This is a genomic window from Kitasatospora sp. NPDC041988 (genome assembly GCF_055588525.1).
The window spans coordinates 67,417-90,792 of the sequence record NZ_JBVJCO010000032.1 but is presented as its reverse complement, the minus strand read 5'-3'; the positions used below and the strand labels follow the sequence as shown (position 1 = coordinate 90,792).

At 71.6% G+C, this 23,376-nt stretch carries 19 protein-coding genes and 1 pseudogene; 10 read left to right on the top strand and 10 right to left on the bottom strand.

The genetic code is table 11. The features are described from left to right. Nucleotides 1–24: 24 nt before the first annotated feature. From larC to rpmF, 3 genes and pseudogenes are all read left to right on the top strand, one after another. Entirely contained in the window at nt 25–582 is a 558-nt protein-coding gene (gene larC / locus ACZ6NC_RS28345) for a nickel insertion protein (RefSeq protein WP_465736605.1), read from the top strand. Between the two features lie 124 nt (nt 583–706). Beyond that, nucleotides 707–3,139, top strand: coding sequence for a glycoside hydrolase family 95 protein (locus tag ACZ6NC_RS28340; RefSeq protein ID WP_465736592.1), 2,433 nt, complete (start codon nt 707–709; stop codon nt 3,137–3,139). A gap of 157 nt (nt 3,140–3,296) precedes the next feature. Further along, nucleotides 3,297–3,398: pseudogene (gene rpmF, locus ACZ6NC_RS28335) on the top strand (50S ribosomal protein L32); the annotation flags it as partial. A gap of 28 nt (nt 3,399–3,426) precedes the next feature. On the opposite strand, the gene ACZ6NC_RS28330 reads toward rpmF, so the two are convergent. Beyond that, nucleotides 3,427–4,071, bottom strand: a complete 645-nt coding sequence (locus ACZ6NC_RS28330; RefSeq protein WP_465736591.1) for a dihydrofolate reductase family protein — start codon at nt 4,069–4,071, stop codon at nt 3,427–3,429. A gap of 619 nt (nt 4,072–4,690) precedes the next feature. On the opposite strand from ACZ6NC_RS28330, the gene ACZ6NC_RS28325 reads away from it, so the two are divergent. The 4 genes from ACZ6NC_RS28325 (at nt 4,691) to ACZ6NC_RS28310 (ending at nt 9,147) form a co-directional block, all read left to right on the top strand. Then, nucleotides 4,691–5,119: a hypothetical protein gene (locus ACZ6NC_RS28325; protein WP_465736590.1), complete on the top strand. Its 429-nt coding sequence runs from the start codon at nt 4,691–4,693 to the stop codon at nt 5,117–5,119. Between the two features lie 16 nt (nt 5,120–5,135). Next, complete coding sequence (locus tag ACZ6NC_RS28320) at nt 5,136–5,552, top strand: hypothetical protein (RefSeq protein ID WP_465736589.1); 417 nt, start codon at nt 5,136–5,138, stop codon at nt 5,550–5,552. A gap of 46 nt (nt 5,553–5,598) precedes the next feature. Next, nucleotides 5,599–6,834, top strand: coding sequence for a S1 family peptidase (locus ACZ6NC_RS28315; RefSeq protein ID WP_465736588.1), 1,236 nt, complete (start codon nt 5,599–5,601; stop codon nt 6,832–6,834). 546 nt (nt 6,835–7,380) lie between these two features. Then, complete coding sequence (locus ACZ6NC_RS28310; RefSeq protein ID WP_465736587.1) at nt 7,381–9,147, top strand: serine/threonine-protein kinase; 1,767 nt, start codon at nt 7,381–7,383, stop codon at nt 9,145–9,147. An 82-nt stretch (nt 9,148–9,229) separates the two neighbouring features. Here the strand turns inward: ACZ6NC_RS28310 and ACZ6NC_RS28305 are convergent, their stop codons facing one another. The 5 genes from ACZ6NC_RS28305 to ACZ6NC_RS28285 all read right to left on the bottom strand — a co-directional run bounded on the left by ACZ6NC_RS28305 (nt 9,230) and on the right by ACZ6NC_RS28285 (nt 17,710). Further along, nucleotides 9,230–10,948, bottom strand: a complete 1,719-nt coding sequence (locus tag ACZ6NC_RS28305) for a YrhB domain-containing protein (protein WP_465736586.1) — start codon at nt 10,946–10,948, stop codon at nt 9,230–9,232. Between the two features lie 6 nt (nt 10,949–10,954). Further along, nucleotides 10,955–13,714, bottom strand: coding sequence for a toxin glutamine deamidase domain-containing protein (locus tag ACZ6NC_RS28300; protein WP_465736585.1), 2,760 nt, complete (start codon nt 13,712–13,714; stop codon nt 10,955–10,957). A 1-nt stretch (nt 13,715) separates the two neighbouring features. Next, nucleotides 13,716–14,768 carry a hypothetical protein gene (locus ACZ6NC_RS28295; RefSeq protein WP_465736584.1) on the bottom strand — a complete coding sequence of 351 codons (1,053 nt, stop codon included), beginning with the start codon at nt 14,766–14,768 and terminating at the stop codon, nt 13,716–13,718. A gap of 24 nt (nt 14,769–14,792) precedes the next feature. Beyond that, nucleotides 14,793–15,740, bottom strand: coding sequence for a WD40 repeat domain-containing protein (locus tag ACZ6NC_RS28290; RefSeq protein WP_465736583.1), 948 nt, complete (start codon nt 15,738–15,740; stop codon nt 14,793–14,795). Nucleotides 15,741–16,756: 1,016 nt separating this feature from the next. Then, complete coding sequence (locus ACZ6NC_RS28285; protein WP_465736582.1) at nt 16,757–17,710, bottom strand: LysR family transcriptional regulator; 954 nt, start codon at nt 17,708–17,710, stop codon at nt 16,757–16,759. Between the two features lie 356 nt (nt 17,711–18,066). On the opposite strand from ACZ6NC_RS28285, the gene ACZ6NC_RS28280 reads away from it, so the two are divergent. Together ACZ6NC_RS28280 and ACZ6NC_RS28275 are read left to right on the top strand one after the other, a co-directional pair. Further along, the gene (locus tag ACZ6NC_RS28280) at nt 18,067–18,630 is read left to right on the top strand and encodes a ricin-type beta-trefoil lectin domain protein (RefSeq protein WP_465736581.1); all 564 of its coding nucleotides are present in this window, start codon (nt 18,067–18,069) and stop codon (nt 18,628–18,630) included. A 215-nt stretch (nt 18,631–18,845) separates the two neighbouring features. Beyond that, complete coding sequence (locus ACZ6NC_RS28275) at nt 18,846–19,685, top strand: hypothetical protein (protein ID WP_465736580.1); 840 nt, start codon at nt 18,846–18,848, stop codon at nt 19,683–19,685. A gap of 404 nt (nt 19,686–20,089) precedes the next feature. On the opposite strand, the gene ACZ6NC_RS28270 is transcribed toward ACZ6NC_RS28275, so the two are convergent. Both ACZ6NC_RS28270 and ACZ6NC_RS28265 read right to left on the bottom strand, forming a co-directional pair. Further along, nucleotides 20,090–20,500, bottom strand: coding sequence for an IS5 family transposase (locus ACZ6NC_RS28270; protein WP_465736579.1), 411 nt, complete (start codon nt 20,498–20,500; stop codon nt 20,090–20,092). Nucleotides 20,501–20,573: 73 nt separating this feature from the next. Further along, nucleotides 20,574–21,137, bottom strand: coding sequence for a hypothetical protein (locus ACZ6NC_RS28265; RefSeq protein ID WP_465736578.1), 564 nt, complete (start codon nt 21,135–21,137; stop codon nt 20,574–20,576). Between the two features lie 430 nt (nt 21,138–21,567). On the opposite strand from ACZ6NC_RS28265, the gene ACZ6NC_RS28260 reads away from it, so the two are divergent. Then, nucleotides 21,568–21,696: a hypothetical protein gene (locus ACZ6NC_RS28260; protein WP_465736577.1), complete on the top strand. Its 129-nt coding sequence runs from the start codon at nt 21,568–21,570 to the stop codon at nt 21,694–21,696. A gap of 117 nt (nt 21,697–21,813) precedes the next feature. Here ACZ6NC_RS28260 and ACZ6NC_RS28255 read toward each other — a convergent pair whose 3' ends face one another. Together ACZ6NC_RS28255 and ACZ6NC_RS28250 are read right to left on the bottom strand one after the other, a co-directional pair. Continuing rightward, nucleotides 21,814–22,683 (bottom strand): hypothetical protein, encoded by an 870-nt coding sequence (locus tag ACZ6NC_RS28255; RefSeq protein ID WP_465736576.1) that lies wholly within the window; start codon nt 22,681–22,683, stop codon nt 21,814–21,816. Between the two features lie 177 nt (nt 22,684–22,860). Beyond that, nucleotides 22,861–23,250: a hypothetical protein gene (locus ACZ6NC_RS28250; protein WP_465736575.1), complete on the bottom strand. Its 390-nt coding sequence runs from the start codon at nt 23,248–23,250 to the stop codon at nt 22,861–22,863. Between the last annotated feature and the right edge of the window lie 126 nt (nt 23,251–23,376).

Sequence of the window (23,376 nt, the reverse complement as noted above, 5' to 3'; positions counted from 1 at the left end):
ACGTGTGGGACCTGAACCGGCGCCCTGCTCTCCGGGGCCGCGGTGACCGGCACCGACCTGCGCGGGGAGACCGTCACGCCGACCGGGGCCGCACCGCTCCGGGCCGCCGACGCCCGTTACGGCCCGCCGCCCACGATGACGCCGCTGGCGACGGGCTACGGGGTCGGCACCCGGGTCCTGTCCGACCGCCCGAACGTCGTGTCCGTCACCCTGGGCCGCCGCCTGCACGCGTCGGGCGCGGACCTGTCGGGCGCGAGGCCGGCCACCCCCTGCCTGGCCAGCCGGATCCGCTACGGCATCCCCGTCACCGGCCACCGCCTGGCCCGCGTCGACCGCGCCGAGACGGCGGTGTGCGAGGCCCTCAACCGGGCCGGGCTGCGGTCCGAGCAGCTGCGCGTGCGCGACCTCGGGGACACCGTCCGGGGCGAACTCGACGCCGAAGTACTGGCCGAGGCGGCACAGTTGACCGCCCTGACCGACGCCCTGGCCGGGGCCGGCTTCGGTGCGGCACCCGTCGTGATCGACGGCTTCGTCTCCGGCCGGCTCAACCACGAACGGCAGCCCGTCGCCGAGGAGTCCTGAGATGACCACCGAGCCGCCCGGCCACCGGCCACCGCCGCACCGTCGGTACCGCCCCCTGACCCCCTTCTTCCGGCCGCTCCGCCCGGACGCCGGAGCCCGCCGCGCCCACGATCGGAATGACAACGTGCCCACGGACGCAAAGCAGCCCTCCACGGACCCGCTCTGGTACCGGCGCCCCGCCGACGGCTTCCTGGAGGCGCTGCCGCTCGGCAACGGCCGGCTCGGCGCCATGACGTACGGCGGCGTGCCCGCCGAGCGGATCGAGCTCAACGCGGACGCCCTGTGGTCAGGAGGCCCCGGTCCCCGCGACCGGGCGGGCGCCGCCGACCACCTGCCCGCCCTGCGGGAGGCGGTGCTGCGCGACCGGGATCACGCCGGCGCCCACGCGATCGCCGCGGCCCACTTCCTGGGCCCCGACGCCGAGGCGTACCAGCCGCTCGCCACCCTCCTGCTGACCTTCCCGTCCCGCGGCGAGGACGACGTCGCCGACTACCGGCGCGAGCTGGACCTCGACGAGGCCGTGCACACCGTGTCGTTCACGGCGGGAGGAGTCCGGTACTGGCGGGAGAGCTTCGTCTCCGCGCCCGCGGGCCTGCTGGCCGTCCGCCTCAGCGCGGACGTCCCCGGCGCCCTCACCCTCCGGGCGAGCCTCACGACGCCCCATCCGGCCACGGCCCCGGCGGTCGAACCCGGGTCCGGGGCACTGTCGATCCACGGGCGCGCCCCGGCGCAGATGTCGCCCTGGCAAGGCGTGGCCCCCGTCTACCGGGACGGCGAGGGAACCGGATTCGCCGCCGCGACACGCGTGCGGACGGTGAACGGAAGCGCCCGCGCCGTGGACGGCGGGATCGAGGTCACCGGCGCCGACGAGGTGGTGCTCCTGGTCGCCGTCGGCACCGGGTACCGGGACTGGCGCGTGGGGCCCGACGGCCCCGAGGCGGCGCTCGCCGAGGCACACCGATGGCTGGACGAGGCCGAGGGACAGGACTACGACAAGCTGCGGGCCGCGCACCTGGCCGATCACCGGCGACTCTTCGGCGCGGCAGCACTGCGCCTCCACGGCCCGGCGGAGGCGGCGCGGCGACCGACCGACGAACGCCTCGCCGCCGCGAACGCGGGCGCCGAGGACCCGGGGCTCACCGCCCAGCTGTTCGCCTACGGCCGCTACCTGCTCGTCGCCTCCTCCCGGCCCGGCTCCCAGCCGGCCAACCTCCAGGGCATCTGGAACAACGAGGTCAAGCCGCCCTGGAACTCCGACTGGACGTCGAACATCAACCTCCAGATGAACTACTGGCCCGCCGAGACCACGGGCCTCGCCGAATGCCACGAGCCGCTGTTCGACCTCGTCGCCGACCTCGCCGAGTCCGGCCGCTCCACGGCACGGGCCTACTACGACGCCCCGGGCTGGTGCTGCCACCACAACGTCGACCTCTGGCGCGCCACCAACCCCGTGTCGGGGGACCCGGTCTGGGCCACCTGGCCGATGGCCGGGCCGTGGCTGGCCGCCCACCTCTGGGACCACCACCTCTTCCACGGCGACCGCGCCTTCCTCGCCGACCGCGCGTACCCCGTCATGCGCGAGGCCGCCCGCTTCCTCACCCACCTCCTGACCGAGGACGCCGACGGCACCCTGGTGACCTGCCCGTCCACCTCGCCCGAACACGCGTTCCGGCTGCCCGGCGGCGGCCTGGCCGCCGTCGACGCCGGCTGCGCCATGGACCACTGGCTCGCCGCCGAACTCCTGGACAACACCGTGGCCGGGGCTCGCGAGCTCGGCGTCGACCACAGCTTCGTGGAGGAGCTGACGCGCACCCGCGCCCGGCTGCGGCCACCGGCCCTCGGAGCCGACGGCCGCCTGCTGGAGTGGCGGGACGACCTTCCCGAGGAGGACCCCGGCCACCGCCACCTCTCCCACCTCTACGGCGTCTACCCGGGCGGCGCCGTCGACCCGCTCGGCGACGACACCTTCCTCGACCCGGCCCGCCGCGCCCTGGACCGTCGCCTGGAACACGGCGGAGGCGGCACCGGCTGGAGCCTCGCCTGGGTCGCCGCACTCGCCGCCCGCCTGGGCGACGGCCCGCTCGCCGGACACGCCGTCGAGCGCCTCCTCGCCACCTCGATCGCCCCCAACCTCCTCGACCTGCACCCTCCGCGGCTCTTCCAGATTGACGGCAACTTCGGCATCACCGCCGCCATCGCCGAGACCCTGCTGCAGAGCCACAACGGCATCCTGCGGCTGCTGCCCGCACTGCCGCCGTCCTGGCCGGACGGTGACGTCCGGGGCCTGCGCGCCCGGGGCGGGCTCACCGTCGGCCTGAGCTGGCGCCGGGGCGTGCTGACCGGCGCCGAGCTGCGGGCCGCCCGGGACACGACGGTCGACCTGCACCTGCCCGAGCGCGGCGGCGGCTCCGTCCTGACGGACGAGGAGGGCCGACTGGTCGCGGCGGCCGCTGTTCCGGGCGACGCGCGGCGCTTCCGGTTGCGCCTCGCGGCGGGCGGCCGGTACCGGCTCTCCTACCCCGACCAGACCGTCGGGCACGGACCCGTCGGGCACTGAGGGAGGGTCATCGCTTGAGGGCATCACGAACAGACAGCGGTCGAGTCCGACGGCGGAAACCTGATCAACAAGACGATCGCGTACCGCAAGTCGGGTGGTACGCCGTGGCCACCGAGATCTCGTACTCCAGGCGAGGCGGGACGGAGCTGACGAGCTGATGGCCGTACCCAAGCGGATGACGTCCCGCAGCAACGCCCGCCACCGCCGTGCCCAGCGGAAGGCGAGCACGCCGGACGTGGTGCCCGTCACCGCCGACGGCGCGGATCCCACCTGGTGCGGGGGTGGCTTCAGTCGTCGTGCCCGAGACCGCGGTCGGGCGCGCTCATGTCGCCCGTCCCGGGGATGCCGTCGGCGAGCCCGTAGCGCAGGTACACGGTGCCGTTCGCACTGGCTACCGGCGGTTCGAGGAGTGTGACGTTCGTGGGCACGGCGCCGCCGTCGAACACCTTCTTTCCGACGCCGAGCACGATGGGGTGCACCCAGAGGTCGAGCCGGTCGAAGAGCTTCTCGCGTAGGAGGGTCTGAACCAGGTTCAGGCTCCCGACGACCTTCACGTGCTCGTGCCGGTCGCGGATCTCGCGCACCGCGCCGGCCAGGTCCGGGCCGAGCTGTGTGGATCCGGCCCATGGGAGGTCGGGCGTGCCGCGGGAGGCCACGTACTTCGGGACGCTGTTGAAGAGCGTGGCGATCTGGTTGTCCTCGCCGCCCTCCTGGTACGGCCAGTAGGCGGCGAAGATGTCGTACGTTCGCCGGCCGAGCAGGAGGGCGTCCGTGCCCTCGTACGCGGCGAGGATCTGGGCCCCGGCGACCTCGTTCAGCAGGGGCGCCTGCCAGCCGCCGAACGGGAACCCCACCGGGTCCTCGTCGGGGCCGCCGGGCGACTGCCCGACGAGGTCGAGGGTTGCGAACAGCTCGATGTGGATGAGGCCCATGCCTTACTCCCGACTTCCTCGAAGAGCACATGCCGACCGATCGTGAAGCGTGCAGCATGGTGCCCTGGTTACGCCACCAGACCGGGACACCGCACCGGCACTCCCGCTCACGATAGATCACAGGCCGCGTCCGACCTGGGCGACTGGCCCGTGTCCGGCGCCATTGCCGAGCCATCGGCGCGATCCACGGCTGTGGTGTCAGCCCCGGGCACCGGCGTGGTCGAGCAACTGCGCGACGGCGTCGAGGCGGGCGGCGACCGGGCCACCCTCTGGCGGTCAGTATCGCCGTCGGCGCCCAGGAGGAGGCGTCGCCACTCGGCCTGGGCGTCGAGCCGGCGGGCCCGGGATTCCTGCTCGGTCTTCTCATCGCGGTCGACGGCTCGCCGAGGCGGCCGAGTGCCGTGCCGGGGACGGCCCACGATTTCTGTGAGGAGTCCTCAGGTGGTGCGGGAGTTCTCCGGGTCGGCGTCCATCGGTCGTCTACCGGGGCGTCGGACAGGGCGCTGACCCGGGCGTTGATCGCCTGTCTGCCGCCGTCCGTGACCGTGATGAGGGTCCGGTCAAGGACAGCGGCACCCACCGGGTGGGCGCCGTCGGCAGACTCCGCAGGAGGACTCACATGTCCCGTATCCCCTTCCGTACCCGCGCCGCGGCCGTCGCCGCCCTGGTGACGGCCGTCGCGCTGCCCCTCGCCGGCTCGGCCACCGCGTCGGCGGCGGTGCCGACCGGCGTCCGGCAGGTGCAGAGCTCGGTCCAGGCCGCCGACATGCCCACGACCTGGGCCACCAAGAACGGCGGCTACATCCAGATCAACTGGACCCCGCCGAACAACGTCGGCAAGTACGACTGGATCGGCCTGTACAAGCAGGACCCGGGCGTCATCGGCGTCAACAGCTACGTGGACTGGCAGTGGGCCTACGGGCGCGGCACCTCGTACGTGACCAGTGCCGCGGCGGTCAGCGGGGACTACTGGACCGCCTACGTCTCCTGGGACTACTCCTCGGGCCAGTACCGCATCATCGAGTCCCACAAGTCCACGATCAGCTGAGTCCATGGCCGTGTCGATGAGGACGACGGCCCTGGCCCTCGCGCTGTTCTGTGCGCTGCCGGTCCAGGCTGCCTCGGCGGCCGGGCCGGCCCCGGCAGTGGCCTCCTCGGCCGCCGCCCGGTCCGCGCCGGGCACCTGGGCCGCCGCCGTCCACGTGAAGGAGACCCAGGTCGTCACGATCGGCTGGGACTACGGCGGCAACCCGGTCGGCAAGTACGACTGGGTCGGGCTGTACTCCTGCGATCCGCAGGACTGCGGCGTGAACTCCTACATCTCGGGCGCCTGGCAGTGGGCCTCGTACGGCACCTCGTACACCTTCACCCGAGCGCTCACCGACTCGCTGATCGGCGCGTACTGGACGGGCTACGTCTCCTACGACTACGCGTCCGGCCAGTACCGCCTGATGTCCTCGCGGATGAACCTCCTCGCCTGAGCGAGGTCCCGCACCCCCGCACGTGAATCCATCCAAGGAGACGACCATGAAGGTGCCCAGGAAGGCCCTCGCCAGGGGCGCGACGGCGGTCCTGCTCGCCGGGCTGGCCATGGCGCCGGGTTCGGCGCAGAGCCCGGCCGCGGCAACGGTCGCGTTACCGTCGCCGTTCACCCCGCAGACCGCCGCGAGCGCCGTGGCGGCCCAACTCGGCCTCCCGGAGCAGCAGGTGGCGCAGCGCCTCGCCGCGCAGGACGGGCTGTCGAAGACCGCCAAGGCGTTCCGTACCGGTCAGGGCGCGAAGGCCGCGGGCGTGTGGCTCGACGTGATGCGCGGCGAGGTCCATGCGAACGTGGTGGACGACGAGGGGGAGCGCGCGGCCAAGGCCGCCGGAATCATCCCGCAGCGTGCCGCCTACACCACCGCCGACCTCAAGGAGGTCTACGAGCGGCTCAACGCGGTCGGGCGCAAGGGGCTGATGCCGTCGGACAGTTCGTGGGAGGTGGACACCAGCGCCAACCGCGTCCTGCTGGACCTGCAGGCCGAACAGGACGCCGAGGCGGTACTGCGCGCGGCCGGTGTCACCGGAGCCGACCGCGCGAAGGTCGACGTCACCACCCACCAGGGGACCGCCAACGCCCGGACCGGCCTGGTCGGGGGCGACGGCTTGCAAGGCGACGGCAAGATAGGCGTCTGCTCGGCCGGCATCATGATCCAGCAGGCCGGTCAGACCTACCTGATGACCGCCGGCCACTGCTGGGACACGGGCACGGTGATCCGGCGAGACGACAACTGGCCCGACCAGTGGGGCAACACCCGCATCGGAGTCGTGACCGACCGGGAGTTCCCCACCTCGGACTACGCGCTGATCAGGATGGACAATCCGCGAGCGTGGCACCCCACCGGGAAGATGATCAAGACGGACGTCGCCAACGTCTACAACTTCTACAACGGCTACGTCGCCGACCCAGAATCCGAGATGGAAAAGGGCGACTGGGCCTGCTCGTCGGGCTGGAAAACCGGCTGGAAGTGTGGCGAGTTCAACACCGCCGACGCCAGCATTTCCGCCGGCGGAGGTACCACGGAACACCTGATCAAGGTCGACAACATGAGGTCGGACGACGGCGACAGCGGCGGAGCGGCCATCTTCGGCGACAAGGCCCTCGGCACGGTGGTCGGGGGATCGACCAGCCCGTTCGAGGCCTACACCTACATCCAGCCACTCGCCACAGTCGCCCGGGACTACGGCTACACCATCTCCACGGTGGACTGGGCACAGTGGTGATGGCTTCTCACCGTAGGTGAGACGCGGAGCACCCAGAGCTCCACAGCGCAGGAAGTCGGCCGAGCCGACTTCCTGCGCCCCAGCGTTCCTCAGAACCGATCGCCCCGCCACTGCTCTGCCCCGCCTGCGCTGCGGGCGACGTCAATGCCGTGAACTTGACCTGGTCCTGAAGGAGACCGGTCCAACGACGTGAGCACCACACCCCAGGGGGACACGGTGCAAGTCCGTGGCGCTGTCCCGCGGCGGGCGTCGGCTGGGACTGGGAAGGGACGGGCGGGTGCGTGCCCGTTCACCGGCGGGCGAGGCGTCCCGCCCCTTCGGCGGCGGTTGGTCGTGGCACGGTTGGGCCGGCCGTCCCTCCGAAGGGGCGCGCCGAGAGGCTCGCCACGACGCCGGGGGTGCGTGACGACGAGGGCCGCGGGCTGTCGCCGGTGCGGGTGGAGGTCTCCCTGGTGTCCGATCTCGGCGGTAGTCACCCTTGCCGGGAGGCGGGAGACTGGAAGGGATCCCGACCGCAGCGTCCGCGCCCGAGGTGAGGGGTACGCAGTGAGCACGCAGGACGGACCCGGACCGGCTTCAGGCAGCGAGGGCCCGCAGGAGTCACGGCTTCTGGGTGGGCGGTACGTGCTCGGCGCTCTGCTCGGCAGGGGCGGGATGGGCACGGTGTGGCGGGCCTACGACCAGGTGCTGGACCGCGAGGTGGCGGTGAAGGAGGTGAGCGTCGGAGGCCTGCCGGGGGAGGAGGTCACCGTCCTGCACGCCCGGATGCAGCGGGAGGCGAGAGCGGCGGCCCGCGTCAAGCACCCGGGCATCGTCACCGTCCACGACGTGCTGGAAAAGGACGGCCGGCCCTGGATCGTCATGGAGCTGGTCGACGGACGGTCGCTCGCCGACGCGATCGCCGCGGACGGCCCGCTGTCTCCGCGCGAGGCCGCCCGGGTCGGGGCGCAGGTCCTCGCGGCCCTGGAACGGGCGCACGAGGCGGGGGTGGTCCACCGGGACGTCAAGCCCGCCAACGTGCTGCTGGAGCAGGGCGGCCGCGTCGTGCTCACCGACTTCGGCATCGCGGCGTTCGAGGGATCCACGCGGGTCACCCGGGCCGGCGACGTGGTGGGCTCGCCCGACTACCTGGCCCCGGAGCAGATCACCGGTGACCGGCAGCCGGGGCCCGTATCCGATCTGTGGTCGTTGGGCGCCACGCTGTACACGGCCGTGGAGGGCCGGGCACCGTTCGGCCGCCCGACGGCCGGAGGCACCCTGCACGCGGTGGTTGCCGACCCGTTGCCCGAGCCGCGCCTGGCAGGCCCGCTCGGACCGGTCCTCGACGCTCTGCTGCGGAAGGACCCGGACGCGCGCCCGACCGACGACCAGGCACGGCGTCTGCTGGCGGCGGTGGCGGCCGGGGCGGTGGTGGACACGACCGTTCCTGCGACCGCGTCCCACCCGCCGACCGCGGTTCCGGCGGCCTCCGCCGGTGGGGAGCCGGCCCATCGGCCCACCGAGACGATCCCGCCTGCGGCGCCGACGCAGCCGACCGCGGTTCCGCCGGCTCCGGCTCCCGTTGCCGTCGGGGGGAGCGGGGCGGACCGGGCGGTCGGAGAGGGCGGACGCCGGCGGCGTGCCGCGGCGCTGGCCGTGGTCGCGGTGCTCGTCCTGCTCCTGTCGGGCGGTGGGCTGGCCACCGCGCTGTACAACGGGGGTCAAACCGCCAGGGCACCCGCGACCACCACCGCACCGGCCACCCCGGGGCCGGCTACTCCGACGCAGCCGCCGACGACCCCGGCCCCGGCTACTCCGACGCAGCCGCCGACCACCCCGGCCCCGGCCACTCCGACGCAGCCGCCGACCACCCCCACCGAGCCGCCCACCACTCCGTTGCCCGCCGGCTACCAGCTGATCACCGACCCGGCCGGATTTACCGTGGCCGTGCCCATCGGCTGGACGCGCAGCGTGACGGGCAACGAGATCGACTACTCCGCGGACGACGGGACCCACCTCCTGCGGTTCAACCTGAATGCCAAGGTGTCCCAGAGCTCCGAGAGCCACTTCCTGGAGCTGGAAGGGAGCGTCGCGGGGACGCTGGCCGACTACCGGCGGATCACCCTCGAACCCAACACGTTCCTGGGCTTCCCGGGTGCGGTGTGGGAGTTCGCCTGGGACGCTGGACAGTTCGGTCCCCGGCACGCGATCGACCAGTCGTTCATCGACGCTAACGGCGACGAGCACCTGATCTACGTCGGCTGTCCGGAACAGGACTGGCCCACGTGCCGGCAGGTCTTCGACACGGCGCTCGGCACCTACAGCCTGTCGTGACACCACGCGCGGACTATCCGAACGAACCGCCCGTACGAACCGCCCGTACGAACCGCCCGTACGAACCGCCCGTACGAACCGCCTACCGGAGCTGTTCCACCACACGTCCGTCGACCCAGGCGGACCAGCCGTTGGAGCAGACGATGCGCGCCCAGTCGCCGGCGCGTTCGAGGACCTGGAGCTCGACCCCCGCATCGATCCGGGCGACCGGTTCGCGGTCGGGGTCGGGTTCCGTCCAGGCCTCCATGCCGCCCTCGGGGACGAGGTGGGTGGGCCGCCAGACCGGTGCGCTTCGGGGTGGGGGTGGGGGTGGCGGTGCCGTGGCGGGCGCCGACGAGGGCACGGACGAAGGCACGGACGAGGGAGCCGCGGCCGGTGCGTAGATCTCGTCGGGCAGCGGTCCCAGGGGGAGCGGTCGCAGGAATTCGTCGGCCAGCACCGATGCGTCCGCCAGGCTGAGCGACCGCAGGGCGAAGCGCACCTGGGACCAGTCGTCCGTTGCCCGGGTGAGGCCGTCGCTGAGGACGGTCCACAGGACCGGCTGCGTGACGATGAAGAGCAGCAACTCCTCCTGGCCCGTGGCTCGTCCCTGCTCCCATCCGGTCAGCTGGATGTCGTGCAGCGACAGGACGCTCGTCCAGGTGAAGAGCGTGCCGGCGAAGACCGCGAAGGCGAGCGAGGGCTCGTAGCGCGGCGCGGCTGCGGTGCCCACCCGCGTCAGGTGGCCGGCGTCCGTGTAGCGGCGCAGTTCCCGCTCGGCGATCTCCTCCGTGACGAGCGGCAGGGCCAGGTCGGTGCGTCCGCCCGGATGGACGAGCAGGGCGAACAGCTCCGTGACCGCCCGGGTGAGCCAGCGCCGGTCAGCGACTAGGAGGGCGTCGTTCTGGGCCTCCAGCACATCGGCCGGGGAGAGGGCGATGGGCGTCGGCATCGGGCGGCGTCCGGTGAACGCACGGAAGGAGCGCGTCTTGTAGGCGTCGACGAGCGTGAGGAGGAAGGCCAGTTGCTCGGCGCCCAGGTCCTCTTCCAGCGGCGCTATCGGCGCCGCCGCCGAGAACTGCAGCTGCGACTGCACCCACCGGGCCAGGTCGTCCGCCACGTACGGAGCCAGCAGCTCGTAGTCACGGTCGAACGCGGGCCGTAGTCCGGTGAAGACGTCGCCGGCCCGGCGCGAGGCGTACAACCGGCACGGGGTCGGTGCGCCGTCGAACAGGGCGGCGCGTGCGTCCACCACGCGGTCGGGGACAACCAGCGGCAGCAGGGCGTTGCGCAGGGTGGCCTCGGGTAGCTCCCGGAAGTCGTGCAGCAGCCCGTCGGGATCGCGGGGCGTGCCGCCGCCGCCCGGGCCGGCGCCGTCGGTGAGCAGGTCGGCCAGCGGCGAGAGCAGCGCGGGCGGGGGCAGCCCCAGGTGCCGGACGACCGAGGCGAGTTCGGCCCGGTCCAGGGCGACGGCGCGGGTGAGGCCGAGGGGGGTCGGAGCCGGGGGCGGGGCGCCGGTCGCCGCGGGTTCCGTCGCCAGGGTCGAGCGGCGCATCACCGCGAGGGCCTGGTCGGGCGGCGTGTTGCTGCCGAGCTGGTGCAGGACTCCGGTCTCCCGCACGACGACCAGCGGGCCCAGCCCGATGAGCGCGTCCCTGGCGTCGCCCTTCTCCAGGTGCGCCCGTGAATCGTAGGGGAAGACCCAGCACCATTCCTCGTCGGTGACGGCGTCGTCGACGAGGACGAGCTCGACGTCCATGCTGACCGACAGGTTCCGCACGTAGTCCTGTGCGAGCCGGTGTGCATCCGCGAATTCCGTCATGTGCGGTCACCCCCTCCTCATGAAGTGCAACCGGACGAATCCGGTGAACGTGGCGGGCTTGCCCGTCTGCCCGTCGAGGTACTTCACCACCCCGCCGTCATTGACCACGTTGAAGACGTGGGCCGTCGGCACGCTCGGCGTGCCGGGGGGCGAGCCGGGCGGTGGGGCCATCTGGTACTCGCCGAGGACGATGCCCCACGATCCCGGGCCCGCCACCTTCAGCGTGGAGTCGATGGTCATCCTGGACTGCACCTTCGTGAAGCGGTTGCCGTACATGTTCTCCAGGAGGTCGACCGGGAACCCGGACGAGGGCGGGGCGGGCGGCAGGGGATTGCCGGCGAGCTTCGCGTCGGTGGCGATGGTGCAGTTGCCGCAGTTCGTCACATTGGTGTCGGGGGCCCGTTCGAGCGGCTTTCTGGCGCTACCGTCCGGATGGAACAGACCCTCTTTCGTGTAGCCGAGCCCCTGGCGGGACGGGTTGGGATTGACGCCCTTGAGGAATCCCTCGACGTCGGTGATCCCCTCCTTACCGAGGGTCCTGGAGACGGCTTGCGGTGCGGCGCCCGGCCCCGGCGGCCCCGGCGCCTTCGGGCCCGCACCGGCTCCTGCACCACCGGCTTCTGCCGCACCGACCGCCGCGCCACCGGCTGCAGCCGGGCCGGGGACCGCCGGTTCGGCCACGGGTGGTGCCGTGCGCGGGAGGATGCTGCGCAGCCCGCTCCCCACCGCGACGAGCGTCGCGACGTTGCCCGCGTCCTGCACGACGGCGACCAGGAGGTCCCCGACGCCGCCCTTCCCGCCGACCAGGTCGGCGGTGGCCTGGAGGGTGTTCACCGGCATGGTCGCCTTGGTGGTCCCCCAGGCCGCTCCGAGGACTCCGCCGCCGTCGGCGTAGCCCGTGGTGGCCCCGCGGACCGCTGCGGCGGTGAGCGAGAGCGCACCCACCTGGGCCGTGGTGACCAGTCCCACGGCGACGGCGCCGCCGGTCAGCGCGGTGAGGGCGAGCTGGGTGGCGGCCTGCTTGGCGGTCAACGCCGCCGCGTCGAAGTCCTCGACGACGGCCCCGGCCGCGGCCGCGGCCGTTTCCGCCTTGGCCTGGGCCTGGTGGAGCACCACGCTGGTGAGGGTGCGGATCTGCCCCTCCTTGTCGGTGCCGGGCGCGCCCTCCTGGATCCGGGTGAGGACCCGGTTCGCCACGTCCTGCTGGCCCGGCTCCAGCCTGCCGATGAGGCCGGTCACGACGTTCGTGGCGGCCTCGACCCGGTTGAGCTGCTTGATGTAGTCGTCGTAGTCGTGCTCCGCCTTGGTGACCTTTCTGATGGCGGCGACGAGGTCGGTCATCCCCTGTTTGGCGAAGGCATCCTGCTCCTTCTTGATCGTGGTCAGGCGGGCGTTGCTCGCCGCGTTGTGGTCGTCCTCCAGTTTCTGGAGGGCGCCCAGCCACTCGGGGGTGAGTCCCTTGGCGGGGTCGAGGCCGGCGAGCAGACCTTGGAACCGGCCGTACCGGGAGGGATCGGTGGTCTCGATGTCGAGCTGGTGGAGGCGGGCGCGGATCGCCTCGGTGTAGGGGATCCGGCCGTCGGTGCCGCCGGGTGGGGCCTCGGTCACTGCGGCCGGTTCGGGTGTGGCCGCCTCAGGTCCCGGCGGCAGCGGAGGCAGCGGTGCCCCTAGGGCCAGGGGCTCCAGCCCGGGCAGTGGCGGCAGTCCGGGCGGTCCGGTCGGCGGGGCCGCCCCGGCCGACGGCGTCGACGGCCCGGCGCCCGGCGGGGACTCCCCGGAGGGACCGGCGCCCGGGGGCCGTCCGCCGTCGAAGCCGCTGAGGGCCCCGGCCAGCCAGCCCGCGAAGGTCCCGACGACGGCACCCGCGGCGGCGACGACGGCTCCGACGGTGGAGTTGGCCAGGACGGCCGTGCTGCCGGCGCAGTCCAGCCAGGCTGTCCCCTGGCACTCGGTCCACCCGCCGTCGTCCGCGTGGGCGGGCGGCGCGTCCATCAGCTGGTACAGCCCGGCCGCCGTCCCGAGCACCAGCAGGATCAGCGCGGGGGTGGCGGAGGAGGGCCGGCGGGACCTGGCGATCAGGACCGCCAGCACCGCGAACACCCCGGCCAGCAGCAGTTTCACCCATGTCCGCGCCACGAAGAAGGCGATCAGCAACGCGGCGGCCGACCCGAGGAGGCCAACGGTCATGCCGGTGATCCCGGTGACCCGCCGGTGCCGGGTCGGGGCGATCCGTCTGACCAACGCCGACCAGATCTGGTGGATCACGCTGGACAGGATGCTGCCGAGGACGCCCGGCAGGACGGCGAGCAGGCCGATCGCGAGGACCGCGCCCACCGAGGGCGACAGGACCACGGCGGCGATCATGCTGACCGCCGCGCCCCACAGCAGGTGCACGTACGCCGCACGGTCGCCGCGTACCAGGCCGGCCAGGGCATGGGGCATCCCGCGCAGATCGGCCAGGAACCTGGACGTGCCCACCGCCTGCCAGTAGCCGGCGACGCCGAACACCACGGCGCTGAACAGGGCCCAGAACAGGGCGCCCTGGAAGAAGCTGCCGTTGCTGGTGGCGGGGGACCCGGGCGGCACGGCCGTCCCCTCGTAGCGCACCGCGATCAGCCAGACGTTGCTGATGTAGCCGAAGAGGCCGCCCACCACTGCGGTGAGCACGGCGGTCAGCGCATGGCCGCGCAGCCAGCCGGGGAACTGCCGGAAGATCTGCCGGACACCCGGAGGCGCCGTCTGCGGCTGCGAAGCAGGAACCGTCATCTTATTCCTCCGCCCGGTCCACGATCATGAATCCCCCCGAGTACGGCAGCGCGGAGGTGCGTACCCGCAGCACACCGGGGTCGGCGAAGCACACCCGCGTCGTGTCGCCGGGTTCGAGGCGGGGTCCCCGCGGCGTACCCGCCCAGGACAGGGCGTAGGTCACCGCGTCGTCGTTGCGCAGACTCACGCAGCCGTTCGGCGGCACACGCAGCCACTGCGGCGAGAACCGGCCGTTCGCCACGATCGCGCTGGGTCCCGCGGCCACCTGCTCGCCGGCCTTGACGGGGCTCGGCATCGGATACGGACGCTGCCAGACCACCAGGGCCACGAGGACGCCGAGCAGCGCGTACGCCGTGGTGTGGGTGCCAAGTTCGCGCAGCCGGCGGGAGGTGCGCTCGGGGTCGGCGACCAGCACGCCCAGCGGTACGGCGTACGCCAGGTGCCCGCCGTACGCGATGACCAGCAGCCCGGTTCCGCGCAGCGCGTAGGTACCCGCGACCGGTGAGGCCACGGCCATGGTCTCGATGGCCATTCCCCAGGGGAGCGCCCAGTACCAGCGGCGGCCGCGTGCTACGACCCCGTAGGCGATGCCGAATCCGATGCCGTTGGCGAAGTGGAAGAGCCAGCCGCACAGGCCGGTCCAGGGGCTGGACGAGTCGGCGCCCAGGATGAGCAGCCCGTACGAGTCGATCGGCGCGAACAGGCGGTACCCGGTCAGCAGGAACGGCAGCCGGAAGAGGTCGTAGGCGACGGTGCCGAGCAGCCCGCCGACGGTGCCGGCGACGAGCGCGGCGTGCAGGCGGTGGTGGCGGGCCGAGCGACCGGTCGCCACGCCGATGACGGCGAGCAGGGACAAGCTCGGCACGGTCACCGCCCAGAACCAGACGCCGAACGGCCCGAGCCCGGACGCCCAGGCCAGCAGCGGTGCGACGGGGAGCAGGCCGAGGAGGGCGCAGACCGCCGTCAGCGTCCCGTCGAACGGCGCCGGCGGACCCCGCCGCTCGGGGCGGCGCACCGCCTGTGCGTCGCCTGCGCCCGGGGGTCGTGCTGCCATCCGTTCACTCCGGCCAGGTCCGCGTCAGGTGGCGGTGTCCCACAGCAGGACGGTCCGGTCCGCGCCGGCCGAGGCCGCACGGCGGCCGTCCGGGGCGAACGCGACGTCGAGCACGTTGCCGGTGTGCCCGTCGTACCGCCGCATCTCGCCGCCGTCGGACGCGTCCAGCAGCCGCACGGTGTTGTCGACGCCGAGCCCCGTCGCCCGGTCCGTCGCGTAGAAGTCGGAGCCGCTGCCGGTGAGCAGTCGGCTGCCGTCCGGGGAGACGGCGAGGCACAGGACGTTGCCGACGCCCACCTCGAAGCGGCCCACTTCACGGCCGCTGGCGGCGTCCCACGCGTACAGCAGCGCGTCCAGGGTCGTGGCGAAGGCGAGACGGCCGTCGGGCGAGAAGGCGACGGAGGTCACCGCGAACAGCTCTTCGCCGAACCGGCGCAGTTCCCGCCCGCTCTCCAGCTCCCACAGGAACACGTGGTCGTCGCCGGTCTCGATCCGCAGGTCGCCGGAGAGGACCAGGCGCCGGTCGGGGGAGAAGGCGACGGAGGTGACGCCCGCACGGTGGCCGCGGAGGCGGCGGAGCTCCTGCCCGGTGGCCGGATCCCAGCAGCGCACGGTGGCGTCCCTGCCACCGGTGGCGACGAGCCGCCCCTCCGGGGAGTACGCCACCGCGAGGGTCCCGGCCTCTTCGCCCTCGAAGCGGCGCACCTCCGTTCCACCGGCGGTGTCCCACAGCCGCACCGGCCCCTGGTGCCCGGCGGAGACCGCGAGCCGGCCGTCCGGCGACAGGGCGGCACACACGACCCCGGTCTCGTCGGCCAGCCAGCGCCGGACCTCGGCCCCTTCGCCGACATCCCAGAGCCGCAACGTACGGTCTTGGCCGCCGGACAGCAGACGCCGACCGTCCGTGGAGAAGGCCACGCAGGTCACAGCGTCCTGGTGGCCCTCGAACCGGCGCACCACCTCGGACGGCACGTCCGGAATCCGCCAGTGGAGGGGCTGCGGGGGCGGCGGTCCGACCGGGCGTCCACGACGCGGCCCGGGCGGGGGCCCCGACGGTCCCCGTCGCGGGCCCGGTGGCGGTGAGGACGGCGGGGGGCCCGGGGGCGGCACGGACGCGCGATCCCGCGGTGAGCCCTGCGGTCCCATGTCAGCTCCTGCCGTTGTGCGACGGGCCCGGCCGAGAGCTCAACCCCGAACGGTTCCGGCCGCTCGACGTTCGAGCCTGCGGGCGACTTCCCCTATTGACGCTACTCCGTCTCAAAGGGACCACAACCGACTCGGAGGACCCACGGCCGACCGCCCCGCCACAACTGGCCGGCAGGCCGCTCAACCCCGACGAGCACTACACGACCCCGCTCGCGGCGTTCGGCTCGCACATGCCGCCGACCACCTACCCGGTCGTACCCGCCGACACGACGGCGGTGGTGGTCAACGTGACCGCCACCAACCCGACCGCCGACGGCTACCTCTCGCTCGCGGCCGCGGACTTCGGCAACGTCCCGTACACCTCCAGCCTCAACTTCACGGCCGGCAAGACGGAGTCCAACCTGGCCACCATCGCGGTCAGACCGGGCACCACTCCGGCGATCACCGTCTACGACCACGCCGGCACCACCGACGTCGTCCTGGACGTGGTCGGCTACTACCAGCCCGGCACGACCGCCAAGTACGCGCCCCTGACGCCCCCGCGGCTGGTCGACAGCCGCACCGACGGCGGCCGGCTCGGCGGGGGCGGCGTCCGTTCGGTCCAGGTCGCCAGGCCGGAGCTCGGCACGGCCGACACCCGCGCGGTGATCCTCAACGTCACTGGTCGGCGCCCTGCTGCCGCTCGCGCTGACCGTCCCGCCGCCGGCCACGCGTCGCCGCTCGGTCACCGTCCTGGACTTCGCCGAGCGGCCCGAGCGGTCGTAGTCGGGGGCTGGCGGGCCGGCGGGGCGGGTGCGCGGGAGAGGCTCACCTCGGACCCGACCGGCATCTCCGCCGGGAACTCAGAGGGCGTTCCACCAGCGCCTGCCGGTGGCGCGCAGGGTCTCCTCGTCCGTGGTGCGAGCGTGGGCGCGCAGGACGCGCACGAGTGCACCCAGCGTGGGGGTCGGGGGCCGGTCGGCCGGCCAGGCGAGGACGGCCGTGCACGGAGCGAGGTCAGTGACCGGGATGAAGCGCAGGCCGGGCCGGGCCATGAACGCCATGCCGCTCTCGGTGGTGAAGCGGATGCCGTGCCCCAGGCTGGCCAGGGAGACGTAGGCCTCCAGGGTGGTCGCCGTGTGGTCGGTGTACCGCACGGGGGTGCCGTCGGGACGTGGGTCGGCGGCCCAGAACTCGCGGTACTCCCGGTGTACGTGGCGGGCGAAGCCGATCACGGGCAGGTCCGCCAGGTCCGCGAGGACCACCGACTCGCGCCGCGCCAGCGGATGGGTGTCCGGAATGCAGACGAACCGCGCCTCGGTGCCCAGCTGCAGCGTCTCGAAGCCCGTGGGCAAGGGCCCGTAGCAGATGACCGCGTCGAGCTCCCCGTCCAGTGGCGCCCGCACTTGCTCCACGTGGTCAACGGCGTGCCACTCGACCACCGGGCAGGACGGATGGTGTTCACGCAGCTCGTCGACAAGGATCCGCAGGGCGGGCAGGGCCGTGATGTAGGAACCGAGCCGCACCCGGCCCGAAGTCGCCGGGTGCGCCTGGGCCTCGGCCGCGCCGCGCAGGGAGTCGACGGCGTCCACGACGGCCCGCACGTGCGGCAGCAGCGCCTCCCCGGCCGCCGCGAGCTCCACTCGTCGCGTGGACCGCTCCAGGAGAGGCACGCCCAAGTGCTCCTCGAGGGCGTGGATCTGTCGGCTGAACGCGGGTTGGCTGATGAACATCCGCTTCGCCGCACGGCCGAAGTGCAACTCCTCGGCCAGCACCAGTAGCAGGCGTAACTGATGTGTACTCGGATCGGTCGCCATGGTTCCCCCCGTCAGAGTGGCGCGGCCGCGCACTACCCATGCAGGCGAGGGTATCAATCGCGTCCCCGATGACAACAATGCGTCCTTCCCAGCCGCTCTTCCCGCAGGCCATGATGAATACCTGCCCGACATTCCGCGGAGGTGCGGATCGCGGGGGAGAGCCCGACCCGGGAGATGGTGCGCAGAATTCGGGTGGGCGACAACGGCGGGCGAATATGCCGTCACACGAAAGAGAACGGACGACCGACCGCAACTCTCGTCGAATCTGCACTTGTCGAAGAAGTCGTTGCCCGGTCGTCGTGTTCGAGCTCCGGCGTTCCATGCGGAACCGTTTCGACTTAGAGAGGGAAATACACATGCGCAACACAGATGCGGCAGCTACGCGGCGGGCCGGCCGTCGCGGAGCAGGTCGAGTCCTCGGGGCGGCGTTCGCGGCCGCCGCGCTGACGCTCGTCCTACCCACCGCAGCGGACGCGGTGACCGGCGGGGGCACTGGTTCGGAGCAGGTCGACGCGACGACCTACTGGACGTTCGACAGCACGGAACGCGGCTGCCTGACGGGCGGCGACACCGATGTCGCCTACGAAACCAACTGCAGTGCGAGCAGCTGGCACCAGGACTGGTACTGGACGGGCCCCCGGCACAACATGCTCACCAACCGGGCCACCGGCAAGTGCCTGGCCACGGACTACAAGTCCGGGAGTGACGAGAAGGCGAACGCCGTCTGGACCTCCCAGTGCAACGAGAACGCCAAGGGGCAGCAATGGAAGTTCACCTACCGCTACGACAACGTGGGACTTCTGCGTTCCGAGCTCGCCACCTACGCCAGGACCTCGCCGGGTATTGCCAATGCGGTCTACACCGACAACAGCGCGAACATCCCGAACACCTACTACGACTGGTGGGTCAGCCTCGATTGACCGTGCCGTCCCCCCTCGGTGAGGGAATGTCACCGAGGGGGCGTGTCGCCTCCTGCTCCGGTGACCGTTCCGGGGCCGGGTGCCGCGCCGGGCGGGAGCGGCCTCCACGGCCCCGCGTGACCGGTAGCCCGGTCGGCCCAGGTTCAGCCGTCTGCGCGGCCACGACACGCCGTCGGTCCCGGGCCGGGTGGCACGCGCGGCGTTAGGCTGGCGCCGTGGTTCGCCTCGATGAGCGCGCCGAAGGCGCCGGACCGTTCACGACCCGGCTCACCTGGCGGCTGGCCGAGGGCGGCTCGGCCGTCTGGGAGTCGCGCCTGGCCCGCAAGCGCGGGGCGCTCAGGGTCCGCACCGAGGGCGGGGGGCAGGCCCCACCGCGCAGTGCGGACGACACGGCGCTGCACCGCCTGCGCACTCTCAACGCCCTCGCCGCCGTCGCGTTCACGATCGGCGGCGCCCTGTTCGCGCTGGGCGCCGTCGTCGCCCAGGCCGGGTCCGCCTCCGCGACCGGGATCGCCTCGATCTACTTCGCGGGAGGTCTCTTCTTCAACACCGGCGGCTACACCTCGCTGCTCCAGGCCATCAACGCTCCGCGCCGTTCCGGCGTGACGGACTCGCTGGTGACGCGCGGCTGGCGGTGGTGGAGTTACGAGCCCGCGCGGATCGACTGGCTGAGCACCTTCGTCCTGTTCGTCGGGACGCTCGTGTTCGGCGTGAACCTGTTGGACTCTTTCCTCCAGGGGCTCTCGGCCGAGCAGACGAACCGGCTGATCTGGGCCCCCGACATCGTCGGGTGCGTGCTGTTCCTGGTCTCGGGCCACCTCGCGCTGGTCGAGGTCTGCCACGGCCACCCGTGCTGGCGCTCGCGCAGCCTCGGCTGGTGGATCGTCGCGGTCAACCAGTTCGGGTCCGTGCTCTTCCTGGTCTCGGCGCTGGCCGCCTTCACCCGACCGGAAACCGGCAGCCTGGTCAACGTCGACATCGCCAACTGGGGCACCTTCGCCGGCGCGGTGTGCTTCTCGGTCGGCGGCGTCCTGCAGTTCTTCGAACGACCCTGAGCTTGATCTTCAACCTCGCTGGTCACTCGACCTGCTGATCTGCGGTTCTTTCCGGGACAGCGGAGGCGGCCGTTCTCCACGCTTCGCCCTCCGGAACCTGTTCAACCGCATGCTCGGTCAGCTCCACCACTGCCTGACCAGCCGCCAGAACTTCGACGAGGCGATCGCGTTCGCCCCACCGAAGCCCTCACCACTCGCCGCAGCTGCTTGACCGATAGCTGCATGGGGTGTCTTGTCGGCGCGGACCTTGTCCGGCCGGGTGCGCGGCCGCCCCGGGCCGAGACGCGGCACACGGATACGGCCAAGGACGACCTGGAACTGTGGGGAGTCACCGCGCTGTCCGGCCGTGGTCACGAGCGACATCAGCCTCTGCGTCTGCTCGACCGCCAGGTGGATCTTGGTGGTCAGACCGCCGCGAGAGCGTCCGAGCCCGTGGTCGTCGGGCTCGGTGCAGACGCCGCCGGGCGGTTCGACCTGCAGGTCCCCCTTTTACGCGCACCGGCCGCGTGCTGGTGCGCGCGAGCGATCGTGGAGTCGACGGAGATGTCCCAGGCGATCAGGTCCTTCGCATCGGCCCGGGCCTGGAGCTGCTCGACAAGCCGGTGCCACGTGCCGTCGCGCTGCCAGCGGCGGAACAGCCTGTACACCGTCTCCCACGGCCCGTACCGCTCGGGCACATCCCGCCACGGGATGCCAGCGCGGGTCCGGAACCGTATGCCATTGATCAGCTGCCGCTTGGTGTGTACCGGTGGCCGACCGGGCTTGATTCCCCGCGGCAGCAGCGGTTCCAGCACAGCCCACTGGGCGTCCGTCATATCTCCCCGCGACATGGAGCGAGATCATCGCACGACCTTGATCCACTACTGAAAGGGGGCCGGGTCATTTCCCTCAGCCGATCGTCGGCGACGGTTCCACCGGTGGCGGCTCGGGCGAGTAGCGTGTCCCACGGGCGTTGAAATGGGCCGGGTAGTCGGTGACGCCGTCGAGCTGCAGCTCCATGGGCGGAGGATCGGTGACCAGGTGGGCCCGACTGCGGTGGTCGTCCACCCGGGCCTCCATCTTCGGCGTGTTCCAGGACCGAGCCCAGCTCTCCGCCTGTTCCAGAGGCCACAAGAAGTGGGCGCCGAACTCCTTCTCCGCACCAGGCTCCGCCTCTGTCAACGCACGCACCAGCGCCGGGCTGTAGACGGCACGAACCCGGAAGTTCACCAGGAATCGGCTCTTGATCACGATCCGCATGTAACGACGGTGGTTACCCCGATGACGTCCAGCCACAATGACGCTTTCGCCGCCATCGCCCCAGGCCGGCGGTGCGATCCACACCTTCGCCCCCGGCGCGAAGTGCCGCAGCCCCTTATGGATCTCCAGGCCACCTTCGCCGTGGCTGGTCTCCTGAGCGACATTGGCCACGAGGCATATGCCCAGCGGCTCCGGTCCAGTTGCATCCGTCATGACTGCCATGATCGCTTAGTCCGGGCGTAGTGGCGTGGTCTTTTTCTTGAGGGTCGGCTCTTGGAACTGTCGGGTAGCTGTCAAGGGACAGTAGGAGTGGCTCTGATCAACATTTCGGGATGACCAAGCGTGACTGCCAGTCAGTTCTATCTTTGAACAGTGGTGCTGAGTGATCCCATACTTGATGTGTTGCTGCCGCATCTGACGGCCGTCGCAGTCGAAGACGTCCAGGTCATCGGTGCGCGGGTGCGGATCACCGCCTGGACCACCGCGGATACCGCATCCTGTCCGGGCTGCGGGACGCGGTCGCACCGTGTCCATGACCGCTACCGTCGGCGGCCGTCCAGTCACGATATGCCTGGCGGTTCGCCGGTTCCGGTGCGAGGCGTCGTCCTGCGCACGGCGGACCTTCGCCGAGCAGGTCGAAGGGTTGACCTTCCGACACGGTCGGCGAAGCCAGCTCCAGCAGACGGTGCTGACGACGATCGGCCGCTTCCTGGCCGGCCGGGCCGGCGCCCGGCTCGCGGGCATGCTGCACAGCCCGGCGACCTGGCGGTGACTGTGGTGGGGCCGCAGTGGCGAAGACACTAGCCCTCCGGACCGACAGCGGATAGGGCTTTGACCTGGGATCTTCCGGGAAACGAACATGCCACTGCGGCGCCCTAAGGTCCGCCCGTCAGCGGTAGACGTTAGTGTCGACAGGAGCGGGAGCTGACGGCTCGCCATCCACGCTCGGTCCTGTGGACGGGTTCCTGGTAGGGCTCGGGGCGAACGGTGACGGCACGTCGTCCCTAGGCTGCCCAGTAGGCGACGCCTTGAAATGCCGAAGGGCGCGGTCCAAGCCCGCAACTTCCCTTGAAACGACAAGGTTTGGTGTTTTCAAGACCTCGGTGACCAGCTTGATGTTCTCGTCGATGCACCCATCAGCGGGCTTTTCGGGGATCTTCCACTTGTCGCCGGCGGGGTAGAACTCAGAGTTGTCGCCGGTGTCCACCAAGGCGATGGGGCCGATCTTGAGCTGCTGCCCTCCGTCGTGTTCGAGAACGACGTCCACCACGCCGAGCCATGGCGAAGCACCCTCGATCGTCGTTGGCAGGCCCACCGTGAGCATGAGGCGGTCGTGCGTGTTGGCGGTCACCTCGTAGCTAATCGTCTTCGTGAGGGTGAAGGGCTTCGCCGGCGGTACAGGCTGCTGGTTCTCGGGGATCTTGAACTGGTAATTCGCCGAGATGACCAGTTCCCCGCCGACTGCGGCGCACGGTTTCAGGGACTGGAGCCGATTGAACGTGATGCTGGCCTCCGTGACCAAGGAGGTGCCGTTGGCGATATTCCCCAGCGTGATGTCGATGTGGGGCCCGTAGAGGTTGGTCACCTTCGTGGGCACCGCGTTCTCGGCAGTGCCATCGTGTTCCTCTCCGTCGATGCCTCCCTTGATGTAGGCCGACACCTGCGACACCGCTAGATCGGACTTCAGCTCCGGGCCGCGCCGAGCAAGGTCGTTGGAAACTTTGGAGTACCCCTCGATCCTGATGACGAAGTACGTCACCACACCTGCGACGGCCAGGAGGCCGATAAGGCCCCACTTGACCCACCCGCGGTGCTTCGCCCGGTGGCCGGCTTCCTCGGGGTGCCTCCGGAACGATGACGTTGCCGTTCTGAGCGATGTACTGGCGGGCGTTGCCGTGTGCGTTGTTCTCCTGGGTGCCCCCGCGATCGGCGGACATCATGATTCTTGCCGGGCGTCCGAACCGTCGTTGATCACGATCGTGCCGTGCTGGACGACGTACTGCCGGGACTGGTCGTGCGAGTGGTTGTTCTGGGTGAAGGACTGCTGCGCCTCCGGCGCCGACGCGCGAACTTGCTCAACGAGTGCCCGGAGCTCGTCTTCGAGCTCCGGATACTCCTCCAGGAGCTCTGTCAGCTTCACCCGCCAGCGATCTGCGAGCGCGGTCCGGATCTGATCCTGCTCCGCCTCGGACGCCTGCTCCAGCTGCTGCGGGATTCGGTCGAGCTGCACGGAGATACGCTGTTCCTCCCGATCGTCCCCGCGGCTGAACAGCCGGGCCACGCCCCCCTTAGTGCTCTGCCAGGCGTCGGTTGCTGCAGCCGCCACGATCGCTCCGCCCCCCGTGGCTACCAGCTGAAGCAGGGCCTCTGTCAACACCCTTGATCTCCTCTGTGTTTGTCGGCCTTGTTGGCTACTCTCGTTCCGAGACACACAAGGTAATGCATAGTCAGG